The sequence below is a fragment of the Blastopirellula sp. J2-11 genome, from assembly GCF_024584705.1.
GTDB lineage: Bacteria > Planctomycetota > Planctomycetia > Pirellulales > Pirellulaceae > Blastopirellula.
The window spans coordinates 5,442,265-5,456,807 of record NZ_CP097384.1 but is presented as its reverse complement, the minus strand read 5'-3'; the positions used below and the strand labels follow the sequence as shown (position 1 = coordinate 5,456,807).

Below are 14,543 nucleotides of genomic sequence, written 5' to 3'. Positions count from 1 at the left end.
GGACCGAGCGGGTTCAGTCAGTTGGAGTGTCAGGCTGGTCGTCTTCTTCGACGAAGGTCTCTACCAGCGCGGCGAGAGCGTCTGCCGCAGCTTCGGCGTCGGGGCCGTCAGCAATAATTGTTAATTGCACGCCTTGTTCGGCGACGAGCGTCAGCAGGTCGAGGATACTCTTGCCGCTGACGCGGAGCGTATCACGCTCAATTTCAATATTCGATTGAAATTGATTCGCCAGTTTGACAAAAGCGTCGGCAGGACGCGCATGCAGTCCCTGCTGGTTTTTAATAACGATTCGACGAGTCGCGTGCTGGTGGGTCATTTCGCCAACAGAAAGATTTCATTTTGAGCCGGCGGGGACGGAGCCGATCTTGATCTAGGTGCGCCGCCCTCCGCTGCTCATGAATACCGACGCGTCTCCTTGCGGAGATGCGAAACGGGACTTACGAGCCGAATTGGTTGTTGTCGGCTTCTTCCAGCAGTTGCTGGATGTCGGCGACGGTCTTCGACTGCTTCAGGAATTTGCAGAACATATCGTCCCGCAACTGGCGAGAGATATTCTCCAGCGCTCGCAAGTGATCGCCGGGGCGATCAGGAGGCGAAACCAGCAGGAAGAAGAGATGAACTTTTTCACCATCTAGGCTGCTGAACTCGACTCCCTCGGTGCTAACCCCCACGGTGCCTACCAGCGTTTCGACGCTAGGATGCTTGGTGTGGGGAACGGCGATTCCGCGGCCGATACCTGTGCTGCCGAGCTCCTCTCGCTTCATAATCGCTTTGATGATGCCGTCGACGTTTTCGGCTTGAATCGCTCCTGCCGCGACAAGGCTTTCCGCGAGCTCACGGATGACGCCTTCTTTGTCCAGAGCGTTCAACTCGGGTTTGATCCCGTTGACGCAAATGAAGTCAGCAAACTTCACGTTTCGGTCCTTTCCTCGGATCGGTGCTGCGACTGCAAATTTTGGCAGTCGGTCTCCGACGGTGCGTGTATTTAGGCTTCGGAATCAGGGCTGTTGACGGCGGCTTGGTCTTTTAAGCCTGGGCCGCGATGATCTTTCAGCCGCTCTTTATGTTTGCGGAGTTGTTGTTCCATCTTGTGGATCGAGTTGTCCAACGCGCCGAGCAGGCTTGAGCAACTGTCAGCGGCGACAAAATCGTCGGTACGCTCAGCCGTAACACGCAATTCCACGCCCGGCTTGTCGTTGTGCTCTAAATCGACGGTGACGTCGACCGAAGTGATCCGTTCAAACAAGCGGGTCAACTTTTGTACTTTTTCGGAAATCGTCTCTTGCGAGTCCGCGCTCAAGTGGCCATGTCGCGTAGAAATATTGACTTGCACGACGAAAACTCCTTCGAAACGGGTTCCTGCGAGTCCGGTTCCATTGAACCTGCTCGCCAGGGGAGAGGCGAAAGCTAGTTGGAAACGGGATATTCTATCGACAATTATGCGTCGTGACAAAGCCCATTCAACCGGGCTAAGCGTAGGAAAGAGCGAAGCGAGGAAAGATTGGGGCCGATCGTAGCGACCCCGAACGCTCCAAATGGCTACTAGGGGGAGGGTTCGACTGCTTGGAGCCGATTTGGGTAATGCGGACTGCCGTAGGTGGATTTGCGCCATTATTTCGGCGTTCTTGTCGCTGTCAGTCCGCTTAACTGCCCCGCGTTGAATCTTCCCCACCAGCGCGTGATAGGCCCTTCTCGTTCGGCCTCGCTCATGTCGGGACGATATAAAAGCGTATATCCGGCCATTCGTTCCAGGCTCTCAAATGCAAATAACCGTATCGCCGTTTCGTGATGGCCAAGGTTTAAGATCAGCTCGACGGCTTCTGGTTTGGTGAGTTCCTCGCGCCAGTACTTGTCGAGCATGCCGATCAACGCGTCTCCAAATTGTGGGCTCAAGCTGCGGACGGCTGCTTCCAGTTCCGGTTTTTCATTCGGTTCCGCGCGGGCCCAAATTTCGGCCAGATCTTGAAAATGAGCCGACCAAAACTGGCTGAGCGTTGGATCATGGAACGACTCGACCAGCGGGCCGAATTTTCCGGCGGCCGCCGACAGTCGCATCGCTTCGCTCCGAACGCCAGGCGAAGCGCTCGACTCGGCGATCCGCTGCAACATCGCGAGCGGCTCGATTCCCTGAGTCGTCCCTTCCGCCAATTTCAGACGCACAAAGTCGGCTGCAGGAGATGGATAGAGAACGCTCCACGAGGGAGCTTGCTTCCGGTGATTGAGGAGGGGGGTATTGTCGGTGCGCATGATCAGTTCGTCGGCTGGAAGCAGCGGCAACGAAACGTCGCCGACAACCACTTCGCATTGGCCAGCACTGTAGATTTTCATCCAGCCTTGCGATATCGGCGGCGTATCGTTGGTCATGTACCGATCAACTTCGATATTCGCTTCCCCCCCCTCCGCGATATTTTGGAGCGTGGCGCTTAAGCCGCCGACCACTTCAATCGTGATCCCCTTTTCGGACGCCGGAATCGATATTTGCCCATAGTTTAACATCACGCGACCATCCGCCGTCAGCAACAAATCGGCAGGTCCAACGACGATCAATTCGCCGGCATCTTCGGCCGTTGTGGCGAAGTATCCGCCGGGACCAACAATGAGGCGTTGAAACGGTCGAAGCACCGCGCCTTGCGGCGGCGCGATGAATTGTCCGCTGGTAATGTCATGAATCAAGAAGACGCCGCGCCGCCCTGGCTCGAGCAGCGATGGATCGATGTTCTCCGGATTGGCCGGCTCTGAGGTTTCTCCCATCGGCGGAACGGTCGGAACATTGTTAAACGGCATGTCGGCTTCCGCCGTGCGTGTCGGACCTGGATTTGCAGGGTCTGGATCTGTAGAGGATGGCCCGCTCATTGCCGGGGGATTGGTAGAGTTAGCGTTGGCGACAATTTGTTGCGCTGGCGGCGTTGATGCGTTGGGACTGGTCGCGGCGCCTGGCTGAAACGGGATATCGTCGAGCGTATTCACCTTGTCACGCGAAATCCCCGAGACGTTGGGATTGTCTGGAGAGATTGGTTCGGCAGGCTCCTTAGCGGTGGAATCGCCAACGGGTTCGGAAGATTCGGCGACTTCAGCAGCGGTTCGACCGGTGAGCCATGGGGGAGGTGAGATCCAGCCGCTCGCCGCAATCAACCAACCGGCAGCCAGCGCTAAGACGACCACCAAGGCCATGCTCCAACCGTTGGCGCCAAAGGCCCCGCTGCTGGAGGTCGCTAATTCGGTTTCTTCAAGATCCTCGTCTTCCACGTCCTCTTCGTCCGGAATCACCTGTGCGATTGGCAATTCGGCCGTCGCCAAATGGTGGTCGTCCTCTTCCACGTCGGGGGGAACGTCGTCGGAAGTGCTCCAGCGTTGATCGTCTGGCGTCAGCACGGCGTTGAGGTCGGTAGAGGAATCGGTCTTCAGCAGCATCGAGTTGCCGAGTTGCCCATAAACCCGTTTGCGGAGCGATGACGAAACATGGGCCGGCGTTCCCAACACCATCGTCAAGATTTGGTGCGACGAGGCGACTTCCGCCAGATGGCGATCGGACTCGAAGCAGAGCAGTTCTAATTGAGCGACCTGCTGCGGATCGAGCTTGTGATCCAGGTACTCAGCCACGGTATTGGCGTCGCGACCGATGCCGTCTCCTTCGACGGCCAAGGCCGACAATTCTTTGCGCATCACACGCGTGCGGATATGCGTAATCAGCTTTTGGGCAAACTCACTCTCGGCCACCTTTTTATCCATCTCGGCGGCGTCGGCTTCGCTGAGGATGCCGTGCATATAGGCCAGCAGCACGCGTAAGGTAAGTCGCATCGCCATTGTTGGCTCATCTTGAAGTACGAAGGGGAAATAATTAAGGGTTGTAGGTAATAGTGCCGCTCCATGCGACGATTCGTACAACGGGGCAAAATATTTGGGCAAATAGTTGCTTCCGCCCAATTTGCGTTCTATCTTGCGATTTGCGGAAAAACGCCGCTCTGAAGGCTCTTTCTGCGCAGAATTGTCTGGTTTTATGGCTTCAAGGGGCGAGCTTGGCTTGGCGCTTGATCTGCTTTTGCCGGCTATGCCAGCTAGCTCGTCGAGGCGCGCCAAATTTTTTCTTCGCTCCCACGAAATCGGCGATGATTCATTGCTAGCGGTGTCGATGCTTGCATATAGCGAAAGTCGCATGGAGTGACTGGTCGCATTGTGGCTGACGGATTTTGCCCTCGTCAGCAAGTTCGGAACGGATGTCCGACTCCACCTGACACACGGCCAACGGAAATACACGTCTGCAATATGGAGGCAGCGTGTCGGCCAAATTTTGAAGGAGTTCCGGAGATGTTGGTTTCTCGTTTTCCCGCTGCACTTGCGCTGACGCTATCGGCGTCGGGACTGTTTGCGGCGCCTGTTAATCTGGATCAACCCAATTCGCTTGATCGGCCCAGCTATTTTGCTCCCGAGAAAAGCCCCGCTCAACTATGGCGACAGAACACTCAGCCTGTCTCCCTCACGGAAGACGCGCCGGCCCCGGCCGATAAAATTTACGCCGAGTCGCTTGAACCTGGAATGATGCCGTCCGCCGCTTACGGCGAATCGTACGGCAGCGGTTGCGAGTCGGAAGGCTGCTACGACGAATGCTTCCAAGATTGCTTCCGCCCAACCTGGTTCGCCTACGCCGGCGCTTTGGCGATGACCCGCGACAACAGCAATGAAGTCTGGCTGTCGAATGACAGCGGCGATTTTGGCGCTCGCGTGATGGGATCCAACGCCGCCGGTATGGGGTGGAAGGCCGGTTACGAAATTCGTTTCGGTCGTCACTTCGGTTGCAGCAACTGGGCTTGGGAAGTCGACTACTGGGCGGTTCGCGGAACGGCGTCGCACACGGTCACCAACCAAGGACTCGTCGGTCAGCTGGATACTCCGCTAGACGTTAACTTCCAGGGTTTGACCTACAACGGCAGCAATGTCGACGACTACTACAACAACGCCCAGGCTCATCGTCTGCAACGTAGCTATGACTTCTACAATGTAGAGTTGAACTTCTTCCAGGACCCCAACTTTTACAACGCCAACTGCTGCGGCGGCTGCGTTCAATTTGGCGCCCTGGCTGGTCTGCGATACTTCAAGGTTCGTGAAGGCTTCGCGTTCTCGACCGACCCGACTGACTATTCTTTCAGCGGAGCGGACGACGAACTGCACTACGATATCGATGTCGACAACAACTTGATCGGCGCCCAACTCGGCATGATCATGAACTACAACTTTGATCGCTTGAATCTGTACGCCAAGACGAAGTTTGGCATCTACGGAAATGCGATCAATCAGCAATCGCGGATGTATGGCAACTTGGGCAACGCCTATATCGACAACGCTTTGAGCCCGAATAACGGACGCCAGTACGATATTTCGGCCTCCAAGGGACGCGTCAGCTTCCTGGGCGAATTGGACCTTGGCGCCGGCTATCAGCTGACGAAGCGTTTCTCGATCAACGGCGGTTATCGTGTTGTCGCCGCCTCGGGAATCGCCTTGGCGACCGAGCAGATTCCCCAAAACTTTGAAGACCTGGGGATCGTCGCCAGCACGCCTTCCAATGGCGACTTGCTGCTGCACGGCGGATACCTCGGCGGCCAGTTCATCTGGTAAGCCAACGCTACGAAGCATGTCAAACTTAGAAAAGCCGTCTCGCACTTGCGACGCGGCTTTTCTGCTTTCTTGTCGCAACGTCTGACAACAAGGCAAGAAATAAAAAAGCCGCCTGACGATCTCGTCGGCGGCTAGATGGTGGGTTTGCTTCTTGGTCGAAACTACTGGGCGGTCGCTAGGCCCGCCGACAGCGACGGCAGGCTGGAGTCCAAGTAATACGCTTTGGGGCTGGTCACGTTCAGCACGGCCTTCATCAGCGATTCGGTCGGATTGGCCACCGAGGCCGTCCCAATACCGAACAGCGAAACCGGCTTCTTATAGGCGACGACGCGCGTTTTCTTCACGTCCAGCTTCGCCAGTTCGGCGGCACGTTCGATCGCGGCTTCGACGAAGCCGACCTTGTCGACCAGACCCAGCTTGATCGCTTGGTCGGTCAAATAAACTTCGCCGGTCGCCAATTCGTCCAGCTTGCCGGGATCTTTCACATAGGCGGGACGGCCCGTCTTCACGACGTCTTTGAATCGCGTGAACATATCGTTGACCAGACCTTGAACCAGTTCTCGCTGATCCTCAGGCATCGTGCGGGTCATGCTCAGCATCTGCTTGCGATCGTGACTGGCGATTGAGTCATCTTTGATGTGGTATTCAGCCATCAGTCCGCTCACGTCGTAGTGCGGAATGATCACGCCGATCGAACCGGTGATCGTCGTCGGTTCGGCAAAGATCACATCTTCCTCGTCGCCAACCGCCATCGAAACGTAATAACCGCCGCTCGTTGCGGAAGCGCCCATGCTGACGACGAGCGGAATCTCGCGATCCTTACGCAGTTCGTTCAGGTGGTGATAGATGTAGTCCGAAGCGCTGACCGATCCCCCGGGCGAATCGACCCGGAGGACGATCGCTTTCACGTTCTTATCTTTGCGGGCCAGGTCGATCTGATTGCGGATATAGCCTTCCCCTTCCATGATCAAACCCTCGACGCGAATCAGGGCGATCTTGTCGGTGGCCATTTTGTCGCCGGAATAATAGTTTTCGCTGACTCCGTCGACTTCGTTAAAGTACTGCGCCGTCGCAGCGAGCTGGACAATGATGATCAAGCCAGCGAACATCAGGCCCAGCCAACCGACAAAGGCGATGATTCGAAGGAACCAACTGCTGCCGTGCTTGATGATGATGGGCTGTTGTTGGGGAGGATCTTGTCCGTTGGTCATCGAGTTACCTTTTGCGTGAAATATCGCTAATTGCGGGTACAGTCCGCGAATCTGGTGGTTCAAGCGGGAGTGCTTGAAGGATAAGACGTGAGTTTCGCCTGGGGGGAAATGTGGGCGTCCTGGAACGGTTGAAGGCTCCCCATGGACGACGGCTACGCCATATTTTAGGATTTTGACGGCTGGAAGCAATTCGCCGTCGCGTGACCATTCTCACGCTTCTGGTGCTAGCGGCGCCAAAAAACGTTGCTGTTGTCCTCGGTCGCTCTGCTCGGTAAGCTTCCCGCTTGCGCCGCTAGTTATCAACGGCGGCAAATGAGTATTAGGCGTATTGGCGATCCCACGAGTGCGTGGCGCCTGTTTTCGACCAGAAGGAGCTTCTCGTGTTCGTCTCGGCTTCAAGCGAGTGTTTTCCAGATCTTCCCATGCGCGAGTGTATGGAAAAGCTCGTTGATCTTGAATTCAGCAACGTCGATCTTACGATCAGCGAGAAAAGTAAGCATTTGAAGCCGTCATTCGTGGTGAACGACCCGGATGGCGCTCTCGAAGTTTGTCGTGATACGCAACGACTAAACCTGTCGAATTTTCGCATCCAGATCGACGCCGTCAAAGACGAGCACTATCGCCAGTTCGAGGCGATCTGCAAATTGGCCAAAGCGGTCAAAGTCTCGTCGCTGACCGTCCCCTCAGGCGAGTTAGGCACTCCTTTTAATGAAGAGGTTGAGCACCTGCGCGAGCTGGTCGCGATCGCCGCGGTCGAAGGGATTGTAGTCAGCATGCACACGCATGTCGGCTGTTTGTCGGAAGACGCCGACACGATCAAGGTGCTGTGCGACAACGTCAAAGGACTCGGCGTTACGCTCGACCCGAGCCATTTTATTTGCCGCGAAGATAGCCCGGCCAACTACGAAAAGATCCTCAGCTACGTCCGCCATGTCTACTTGCGCGACACGACGAAGTCCGAGATGCAGGTTCGCGTCGGCCAAGGCGAAGTCGAATACGGCAAAGTGATCTCGCAGTTGGAATCGGTCCACTACAAGCGAGCATTGACGATCCACATGCCGCCGCTGCCGGATGTCGATCAGATGGCCGAGATGCGAAAAATGCGATTGTTGATGGAAAGCTTGCTGTAAGGCAATTGCTCTTCGTGGGAACCGGTTCAACGTCAATGCTGAATCGATTGCCGCTTGGGATCTCTGCTCGCCACGAGACGCACGGCTGTCTCGCGGCAAGTTCTGAAATTGCGATCTTAGAGCGGTTCCCTCTCCGTCTGTAGCGTTTCAGCTGGCTGCGGCTGCGCTGGTCTGTGTTGACCTGCTTGCCTTGCCGACGCTGAAGACGCTACAGCCTTCGGGAAAAGCGCTCTAGGATTCTAGATCGATATCAAGCGTGACGACTTCGTCATTCAGGGTCGCTTGGATACCGCTGGTCTGGCTATTAGAGTACTTGCCGTAATTCTTGGGGCCGGACGGTTTCTCGCTCATCGCAACACCTGCGTCGCTAACGACTGTCTTGGCGGCTGGCGGCAGGATCGCGACCCGGTAGACGCCTGTTTTCAGTGGCGCTTCCGCCAACGGCAGGTATTTGTAAGAGCCGTCCGCTTTGGTGCGAACCGTAAACGAAAAGCTCTCGTTCGCTAGTTGGAATTCAAGCCGTACGCCAGCGGGCGCCGGCTCGCCCTGGATGGTCACTTGACCTTGAATTCCTTTCAAACCCGGCGGCGGTCCCCCTGAGCTGCACCCTGCGCTGAGGAGTGCGAGCGATAACGGAACGGCGAATATGGCGAGCTTTATGACGGAGATAAGTTTCACAATACTTCCTCTTTCATTTTTAATTGCGGATGTTCACAGCAAGGGATGGCGGCGTTGTTATGGAAGCGTCGTAACTTGGCCATCATCGCGAGTCGCCATGTATTTCAAAATATCGAGGTTGATCGTGTCGGAGATGAACGTGACGTGACCATCGGCAAACACCACCTGAACGCCGCCGGGGTGCTCCGAGAGGAGTGGGTTGTTGGGGCCCAGGTTGTAGCTAATGCCGTTCAAATCGTAGTTACGCGTATTGGGCGCGTAGCGGATCGTCGTCATATTCCAAGCACGCTGTCCGCCAAAGTTAGGCGGCGTTCCTCCTTCGTTGGTCCCCATCAACCAACCATGTCCACCTTCGGGGCTGCCGGTGCCGGCAAGCAAAACGGTTGTTCCCGATAGTTCCGAATAGGCCGAAGGATCGGCCAAAAACATGCGTCCTCCAAGCTCGCCGATGATAGCCGTGTTAGAGCTGCCATCGGTCGCATCACGAAAACCGAGCGTTCGATTGGGTATCAGCATCCCGCCGGCGGCGATCACGCCGTCATCGGTCCCGCCGGCGGCGCTGCAGCAACTGAAGCCGGTGTTCTTGCGCGATTCGACAAAGTTGGTCGTCGAGAGGTCGGCGCCGGCAATTCCAACATACGTAGAGGCCGAATCCCAGCCGCCATTCCAGCCTGAAGTACTGCCGGGAAAAGAAGGACAGACAAACGCGGACGGAGGAATTCCTTTTAGCACGCTGGCGTTCCCATCCAATCCAGCGTTGTTTACCGTTAAATCCAAGCTCGCGAGCAAGTTGCCTTGCTCCAAAAATGGGAGCAACCCGGCGTAAAACGAAGGTCCCCAGCTTCCATTCGCCATATTACGAGCGCCGTACGGAAAGGAGTTAAAGGTGTCGTGATAATTGTGAAGTGACAACCCGATCTGTTTCAGATTGTTGCTGCATGACATTCGCCGCGCCGCTTCCCGCGCCTGTTGAACTGCCGGTAACAAGAGCGCAATTAAGACTCCGATGATGGCGATAACCACCAACAGTTCGACAAGGGTAAATCCAGTTCGTTTCATGAGTTTTGATTCCAAAAGACCTGTTCCGAAGCCAGCCGAGACAAGTAAGTGAAGAAATTCGGAAATGATGCGAATTCGACTAGAACACTGGCGTCGGAAGTATATGCGCGTATTTCGGATCCCGCAACGAAACCAGCAGACCGATGCCCTGATAGCGGACAAGCGCATTTGCCATTACTGATTTAAAGGCAAAGGTTGTATTTTCGCCGTTATTCTGGCTGTGGCGTAACGCGGCTGCGGTATAACCGTTTGTATGGCAATGATTTAGAACGCAATTGCCATAAGCGGAGAAAGAGATCTTTCATCGCGTCCGATGCTTTCCAATCCTCGACGAGATCGGAAACGAATCCGCTTGAGCTGACGAAAAAGGGAAATCAATTGACGGATATGGGATAGACAAAGTCGCCATCTCAGCCTGTCCGATAGGCGGTCCACTTAGTCTTTCCGATGATCGGCACTGCATTTAGTGACGAGCATCCAGTTCTCCGCACGGAGCTTGAGAACGTCGATCGATCCGCACCATCAAGTCAAAATGTCTTGAATCACGTGGCCATGCACATCTGTCAGCCGGCGGTCGAGTCCGTTGTGGTAGATCGTCAGCTTCTCGTGATCAAAGCCAAGTAGGTGGAGCACCGTCGCGTAAAAATCCCAGACGGTGGTTGGATTGACTTCTGCGCGGCGACCGAATTCGTCGGTCGCGCCATAGGTAACGCCGCCTTGGACGCCGGCGCCCATCATCCAGCAGGTGAACCCGTCAGGATTGTGATCGCGCCCGGTCGTGCCGGCCTGATGCGTCGGCATCCGGCCGAACTCGGTCGTCCATAAGACCAGCGTATCTTCCAAGAGGCCTGACTGTTTGAGATCGGCTAATAGCGCCGCGGTCGGCTGATCAAAGATGGGACAATGTCGCTCGTAATCTGTCTTGAGCGTCTTGTGCGCGTCCCAGTTCAAAAGTCCGTCTACGCCGGAAGCACGCGACGAACAATACAAGTTGACGTAGCGAACTCCGCGCTCCAGTAGGCGCCGCGTCAGTAAACAATTGCGCGCATACGCCGCTTTCAACGGATTGGCGTCGGTCGTGCCGTATCGCTGATGCGTCGCTTCCGTTTCGCTCGCCAAATTTGAGACTTCCGGCGCTGAAAGTTGCATCCGAGCCGCCAATTCGTAGGCTGCGACGCGAGCCTGCAGTTCGGACTCGGCCGAGTATTGTTCGGCGAATTCGCGGTTGAGTTTCGCGACCAGCGCTCGGGCGGCGGCGTCTTCCGCTTCGGCGATCCGGTCGGGCCTCGCTAGATTTCGAATCGGCTGTTGATCGCTCATGACGATCGCTTGATGGCGAGCCGGCAAGAATCCGTTGGACCAGTTCGCTTTGCCGTTCGGCGGCTCGCCGCGAACATCGGGAATCGCGACATAGGTCGGCAAGTTTTCATTCGCGCTGCCGAGCGCGTAGCTGAGCCAGGCGCCGGCGCTGGGGAAACCTTCGGTGGAATGCCCGGTGTTCATGAAGACGCAGCCGGGACCATGCGTGTTGGTCTTGCTGTGCATCGAATGGATAAACGCGATATCGTCTGCGTGCTGCGCCATGTGCGGCAGCATCGTCGTGATCGGCTTGCCGCACTCGCCAGCCGGGGCGAACGCCCAAGGGCTAGGCATCAAGTTGCCGTTCTTCCCTTGAAACGAAAGAAAGTTTTCTTCGCCGGGAAGCGGTTTGCCGGCCATCTTTTCGAGCGACGGCTTGTAGTCCCACAGGTCCATGTGCGACGCGGCGCCGGGGCAAAAGACCTGCAGCACTCGTTTCGCTTTGGGGGCGAAATGGGGCGCTTGCTGCGCAGGTTTCGCTTCGTCGCCCAATGCGCCTTTCGATAGGAGATCGATCAAGCCGACGCCGGACAACCCGGTCAGGATATTGCCCAAAAATCCGCGTCGCGAAAGTTCAGAAAATGCGTTCATCATCGCTCTCTCGGCTTCCGCAAATTTAGTGAAGATAGATCAGTTCGCTGGTATTCAGCAGCACGCGGCAGAGCGCTGGTAGGTCATGTTCTGTCGCTAGTGCGACGCAGGACTTGGTCTCGGATTCGGTGGGACTGCGCCCGTAGCAAAGTTGATAGGCGCGCTCGACCTGCTTTTGTGGATCGTCGCCGGCTTCGGCCTGCAGGCGTTCCGCCAGAAATTGCGCCATGTCAAGCGTAAAGTCATGGTTTAACATCGTAAGCGCTTGGAGAGGCGTCGTCGTTTCGTCGCGGCGCGGCGCCGAGAAGGCGCAGTCGGGACTGTCGAATTCGGTCATCAGATCGATACGAGCCGCTCTGGCGTTGTGATGATAAACCGCGCGGCGATAGGTCGACGCGTCATGTTCGTCTAGCGGCACGTAGGTCGCGACGTTGTCTTGCAGGTATTGGTAGAGCCGGAAACCGGGACCGCCCATGTCGAGATTAAGCTTGCCGGAGATCTGCAGGATCACGTCACGAACTTCTTCGGCCGATAGTCGCCGCGGGGGAAATCGCCATAGTAGCCGCGAGTCTCCATCCACCAGGCTTGCTGCGGCGCGATGCTCGCTCGATTGCTGATAGGCTTGCGAGAGCATGATCTGGCGATGGAGCGGTTTTAAACGCCAATCATTTTTGACCAATTCAGCGGCGAGCCATTCCAGCAGTTCCGGGTGCGAAGGTCGCCCTCCCATGTAGCCAAAATCGTTGGGCGTATTGACGATGCCGGTCCCAAAATGATGCTGCCAAATGCGATTGGCCAACACGCGCTGCGGTAAGGGATTTTGCGGATCGACGATCCAATTGGCCAACTGCAGTCGGCGTTCCGATTCAGCGGCGTCCTGGGGAAGTTCGTACTTGGGCGCCGAGTCGGCCAGTCCCGAGAGACTGCACGCGGTCACTTCGTCCGCGGGACGTTGAGGACTGCCGCCGATGAAGAGATGGAACGGCCCAGGAGCGGCGCTGTGATTGCCGACCCACCAGACCGGCAGCGGCGGAATCTGGCTGATCGTTTTATTCACTGCGGCCAGTTGCGTTTCAAGTTCTTGACTGCGGGCGCGATCTTCGTCGGTCAGTTCGGCCGCTAGTAAGCGTTTGCGACGATGCGCGTCGTTGACCGGTTGGCGATCATGCGAGTTGGCGACTTCGGTCCAGTTTTCACCATCGACCGAAACGAGAATCCGGTACTCGCTGACAAAGTTGGCGACTCCATTGCTGCCGGCGGCGCCTGGGCGATCGCTCGAAAAGAGGATTCGATTCACCGTTTGCGGTTCGGCCAAGGTGATGGTCAATTGCGGGCCTGACGCGAGCCAACGCGAGCCAAATTTTCCATCGATGGTCAACGCGGCGTCGTAAGCGCCGTCGAAGTCACCGGCGCGGCGTGAGTCGCCGTCCGCCGTAGCGCCTGCCGACGATAACGCAATGTTTTGTGAGTTTTCACCGGCGGTCCAGATTTCAAACTCGTCAATCCCGTATCCGCTCTTGGAATTTGGGTTGCGTTCTTGTCCTTCCACTTCTAGTCGCACCATCTTGGCCTGCACCGGGGCAAACTTCTCCTCGGTCGATTGGCGTGAGATCGCCGGGCGAGACCAGAGCTGCGCGTAATGCTCTTTTTTGGTTTCGCCGCGAGCGATGGCGAGATTCTTGATCTCATCGCGCTGGCTTGTGAGATCGGCTTGTTGTTTTTTCAGGTCGCCTAGTTGGCGATCCCTTTCTTGGCGTTGTTCTGCGGTCGCAACGGTGCGTTCGCCATGTTTAACGCCGGCGAACGTCGCATACATCGAGTAATAGTCGCGCTGCGAGATCACGTCGAATTTGTGATCGTGACAGCGAGCGCAACCAACCGTCAGCCCCAGAAACGCTTCGCTGGAAGAGCGAATAATTTCATCGATCGTGTTCGCCCGAATCTGGGCCGCTTGCACCGGATCTTGGTTGCCGACGTCATCGTAGGGACCCGCAACGAGAAATGCCGAGCCAACTTCGACCTGCGGCGTGTTCGGCGCGATCACATCGCCAGCCAAATGCTCACGAATGAACTGATCAAACGGTTTGTCTTCGTTGATCGAGCGAATCACGTAGTCACGGAATGGCCAGAGATTGGTAATGATCTGATTCCGCTCGAAACCGCGGCTCTCACCAAAGCGAATCACGTCCAGCCAGTGACGGCCCCAACGCTCTCCGTAACGTGGCGAAGCGAGCAGGCGATCAATCAATTGCGGATAGGCTGTGGGGGAATCGTCGGCGACAAACGCGTCGATCTCTTCCGCCGTGGGAGGCAAGCCGGTCAGGTCAAACGTTGCACGACGAATCAAAGTGCGGCGATCGGCGGGGGCGTTTGGTTTCAGATTCTCGGCCGACAACTTGGCCCAGACGAAGCGATCGATCGGATTTTGACGCCAAGCAGCGGGCGCTGCGGCGACTTCCGGCGGATGAACATCGGCCAGCGGTTGTAGCGACCACCAAGAACGATCTGCTTTGGAAGCTTCCCGGATGACAAATCCGTCGGGCCAGGCGGCGCCTTGTTCGATCCAGCGACTGAGCAGCGTTACTTCAGACTCTGTCAGCGCGTCGCCCAGCTTGGGCATGGCAGGGCGGTCATCGCCTGCGGCGGAAACAACCTCCAGCAGGTAGCTGCCGGCGGGATCTCCGGGAACGACAAACCCATTGGCCAGCAGATCTTCGGGGCCAGCCAGCGAAAGCTCTCCCTTCTTGATATTCGGCGAATGACAGGAGACGCATCGCTGCGCTAGCAACGGCGCTACCTCCTGTTCAAAGTCGACCGGAGTCGCTTTTTCGGCTGCGTTAAGGAGAGTGAGACTGAGGGAGATGGTGGCAAGCGTCGTGAAGAAAATGAGGCGGGATTTCACGGG

At 56.6% G+C, this 14,543-nt stretch carries 11 protein-coding genes; 2 read left to right on the top strand and 9 right to left on the bottom strand.

What is annotated here, in order from left to right; genetic code table 11:
- Positions 1 to 13: 13 nt before the first annotated feature.
- The 4 genes from M4951_RS21535 to M4951_RS21520 all read right to left on the bottom strand — a co-directional run bounded on the left by M4951_RS21535 (position 14) and on the right by M4951_RS21520 (position 3,804).
- Positions 14 to 316, bottom strand: coding sequence for an HPr family phosphocarrier protein (locus M4951_RS21535; RefSeq protein ID WP_262023681.1), 303 nt, complete (start codon positions 314 to 316; stop codon positions 14 to 16).
- A 121-nt stretch (positions 317 to 437) separates the two neighbouring features.
- Complete coding sequence (locus tag M4951_RS21530; RefSeq protein ID WP_262023680.1) at positions 438 to 914, bottom strand: PTS sugar transporter subunit IIA; 477 nt, start codon at positions 912 to 914, stop codon at positions 438 to 440.
- 71 nt (positions 915 to 985) lie between these two features.
- The gene (gene hpf / locus M4951_RS21525; RefSeq protein ID WP_040353000.1) at positions 986 to 1,333 is read right to left on the bottom strand and encodes a ribosome hibernation-promoting factor, HPF/YfiA family; all 348 of its coding nucleotides are present in this window, start codon (positions 1,331 to 1,333) and stop codon (positions 986 to 988) included.
- Positions 1,334 to 1,611: 278 nt separating this feature from the next.
- On the bottom strand, positions 1,612 to 3,804 hold the full coding sequence (locus tag M4951_RS21520) for a hypothetical protein (RefSeq protein WP_262023679.1): 2,193 nt from the start codon (positions 3,802 to 3,804) through the stop codon (positions 1,612 to 1,614).
- 501 nt (positions 3,805 to 4,305) lie between these two features.
- On the opposite strand from M4951_RS21520, the gene M4951_RS21515 reads away from it, so the two are divergent.
- Positions 4,306 to 5,610, top strand: coding sequence for a BBP7 family outer membrane beta-barrel protein (locus M4951_RS21515; protein WP_262023678.1), 1,305 nt, complete (start codon positions 4,306 to 4,308; stop codon positions 5,608 to 5,610).
- A 161-nt stretch (positions 5,611 to 5,771) separates the two neighbouring features.
- Here the strand turns inward: M4951_RS21515 and sppA are convergent, their stop codons facing one another.
- A complete protein-coding gene (sppA, locus tag M4951_RS21510) occupies positions 5,772 to 6,821 on the bottom strand; it encodes a signal peptide peptidase SppA (protein ID WP_262023677.1) in 1,050 nt (349 codons plus the stop codon).
- Between the two features lie 434 nt (positions 6,822 to 7,255).
- On the opposite strand from sppA, the gene M4951_RS21505 reads away from it, so the two are divergent.
- Positions 7,256 to 7,951, top strand: coding sequence for a sugar phosphate isomerase/epimerase family protein (locus M4951_RS21505; protein ID WP_262023676.1), 696 nt, complete (start codon positions 7,256 to 7,258; stop codon positions 7,949 to 7,951).
- Between the two features lie 231 nt (positions 7,952 to 8,182).
- Here the strand turns inward: M4951_RS21505 and M4951_RS21500 are convergent, their stop codons facing one another.
- The 4 genes from M4951_RS21500 to M4951_RS21485 all read right to left on the bottom strand — a co-directional run bounded on the left by M4951_RS21500 (position 8,183) and on the right by M4951_RS21485 (position 14,540).
- Positions 8,183 to 8,629 carry a hydroxyisourate hydrolase gene (locus M4951_RS21500; RefSeq protein WP_262023675.1) on the bottom strand — a complete coding sequence of 149 codons (447 nt, stop codon included), beginning with the start codon at positions 8,627 to 8,629 and terminating at the stop codon, positions 8,183 to 8,185.
- 57 nt (positions 8,630 to 8,686) lie between these two features.
- Positions 8,687 to 9,688 (bottom strand): DUF1559 domain-containing protein, encoded by a 1,002-nt coding sequence (locus M4951_RS21495; RefSeq protein ID WP_262023674.1) that lies wholly within the window; start codon positions 9,686 to 9,688, stop codon positions 8,687 to 8,689.
- A gap of 522 nt (positions 9,689 to 10,210) precedes the next feature.
- Positions 10,211 to 11,641, bottom strand: a complete 1,431-nt coding sequence (locus M4951_RS21490) for a DUF1501 domain-containing protein (RefSeq protein ID WP_410050408.1) — start codon at positions 11,639 to 11,641, stop codon at positions 10,211 to 10,213.
- 22 nt (positions 11,642 to 11,663) lie between these two features.
- The gene (locus tag M4951_RS21485; protein ID WP_262023673.1) at positions 11,664 to 14,540 is read right to left on the bottom strand and encodes a DUF1553 domain-containing protein; all 2,877 of its coding nucleotides are present in this window, start codon (positions 14,538 to 14,540) and stop codon (positions 11,664 to 11,666) included.
- Positions 14,541 to 14,543 lie beyond the last annotated feature (3 nt).

Bases quoted from the DNA above. Each gene is read 5' to 3' on its own strand.
- M4951_RS21535 (WP_262023681.1), bottom strand. From the start codon at position 316: ATGACCCACCAGCACGCGACTCGTCGAATCGTTATTAAAAACCAGCAG.
- M4951_RS21520 (WP_262023679.1), bottom strand. From the start codon at position 3,804: ATGGCGATGCGACTTACCTTACGCGTGCTGCTGGCCTATATGCACGGC.
- M4951_RS21515 (WP_262023678.1), top strand. From the start codon at position 4,306: ATGTTGGTTTCTCGTTTTCCCGCTGCACTTGCGCTGACGCTATCGGCG.
- sppA (WP_262023677.1), bottom strand. From the start codon at position 6,821: ATGACCAACGGACAAGATCCTCCCCAACAACAGCCCATCATCATCAAG.
- M4951_RS21505 (WP_262023676.1), top strand. From the start codon at position 7,256: ATGGAAAAGCTCGTTGATCTTGAATTCAGCAACGTCGATCTTACGATC.
- M4951_RS21495 (WP_262023674.1), bottom strand. From the start codon at position 9,688: ATGAAACGAACTGGATTTACCCTTGTCGAACTGTTGGTGGTTATCGCC.
- M4951_RS21490 (WP_410050408.1), bottom strand. From the start codon at position 11,641: ATGATGAACGCATTTTCTGAACTTTCGCGACGCGGATTTTTGGGCAAT.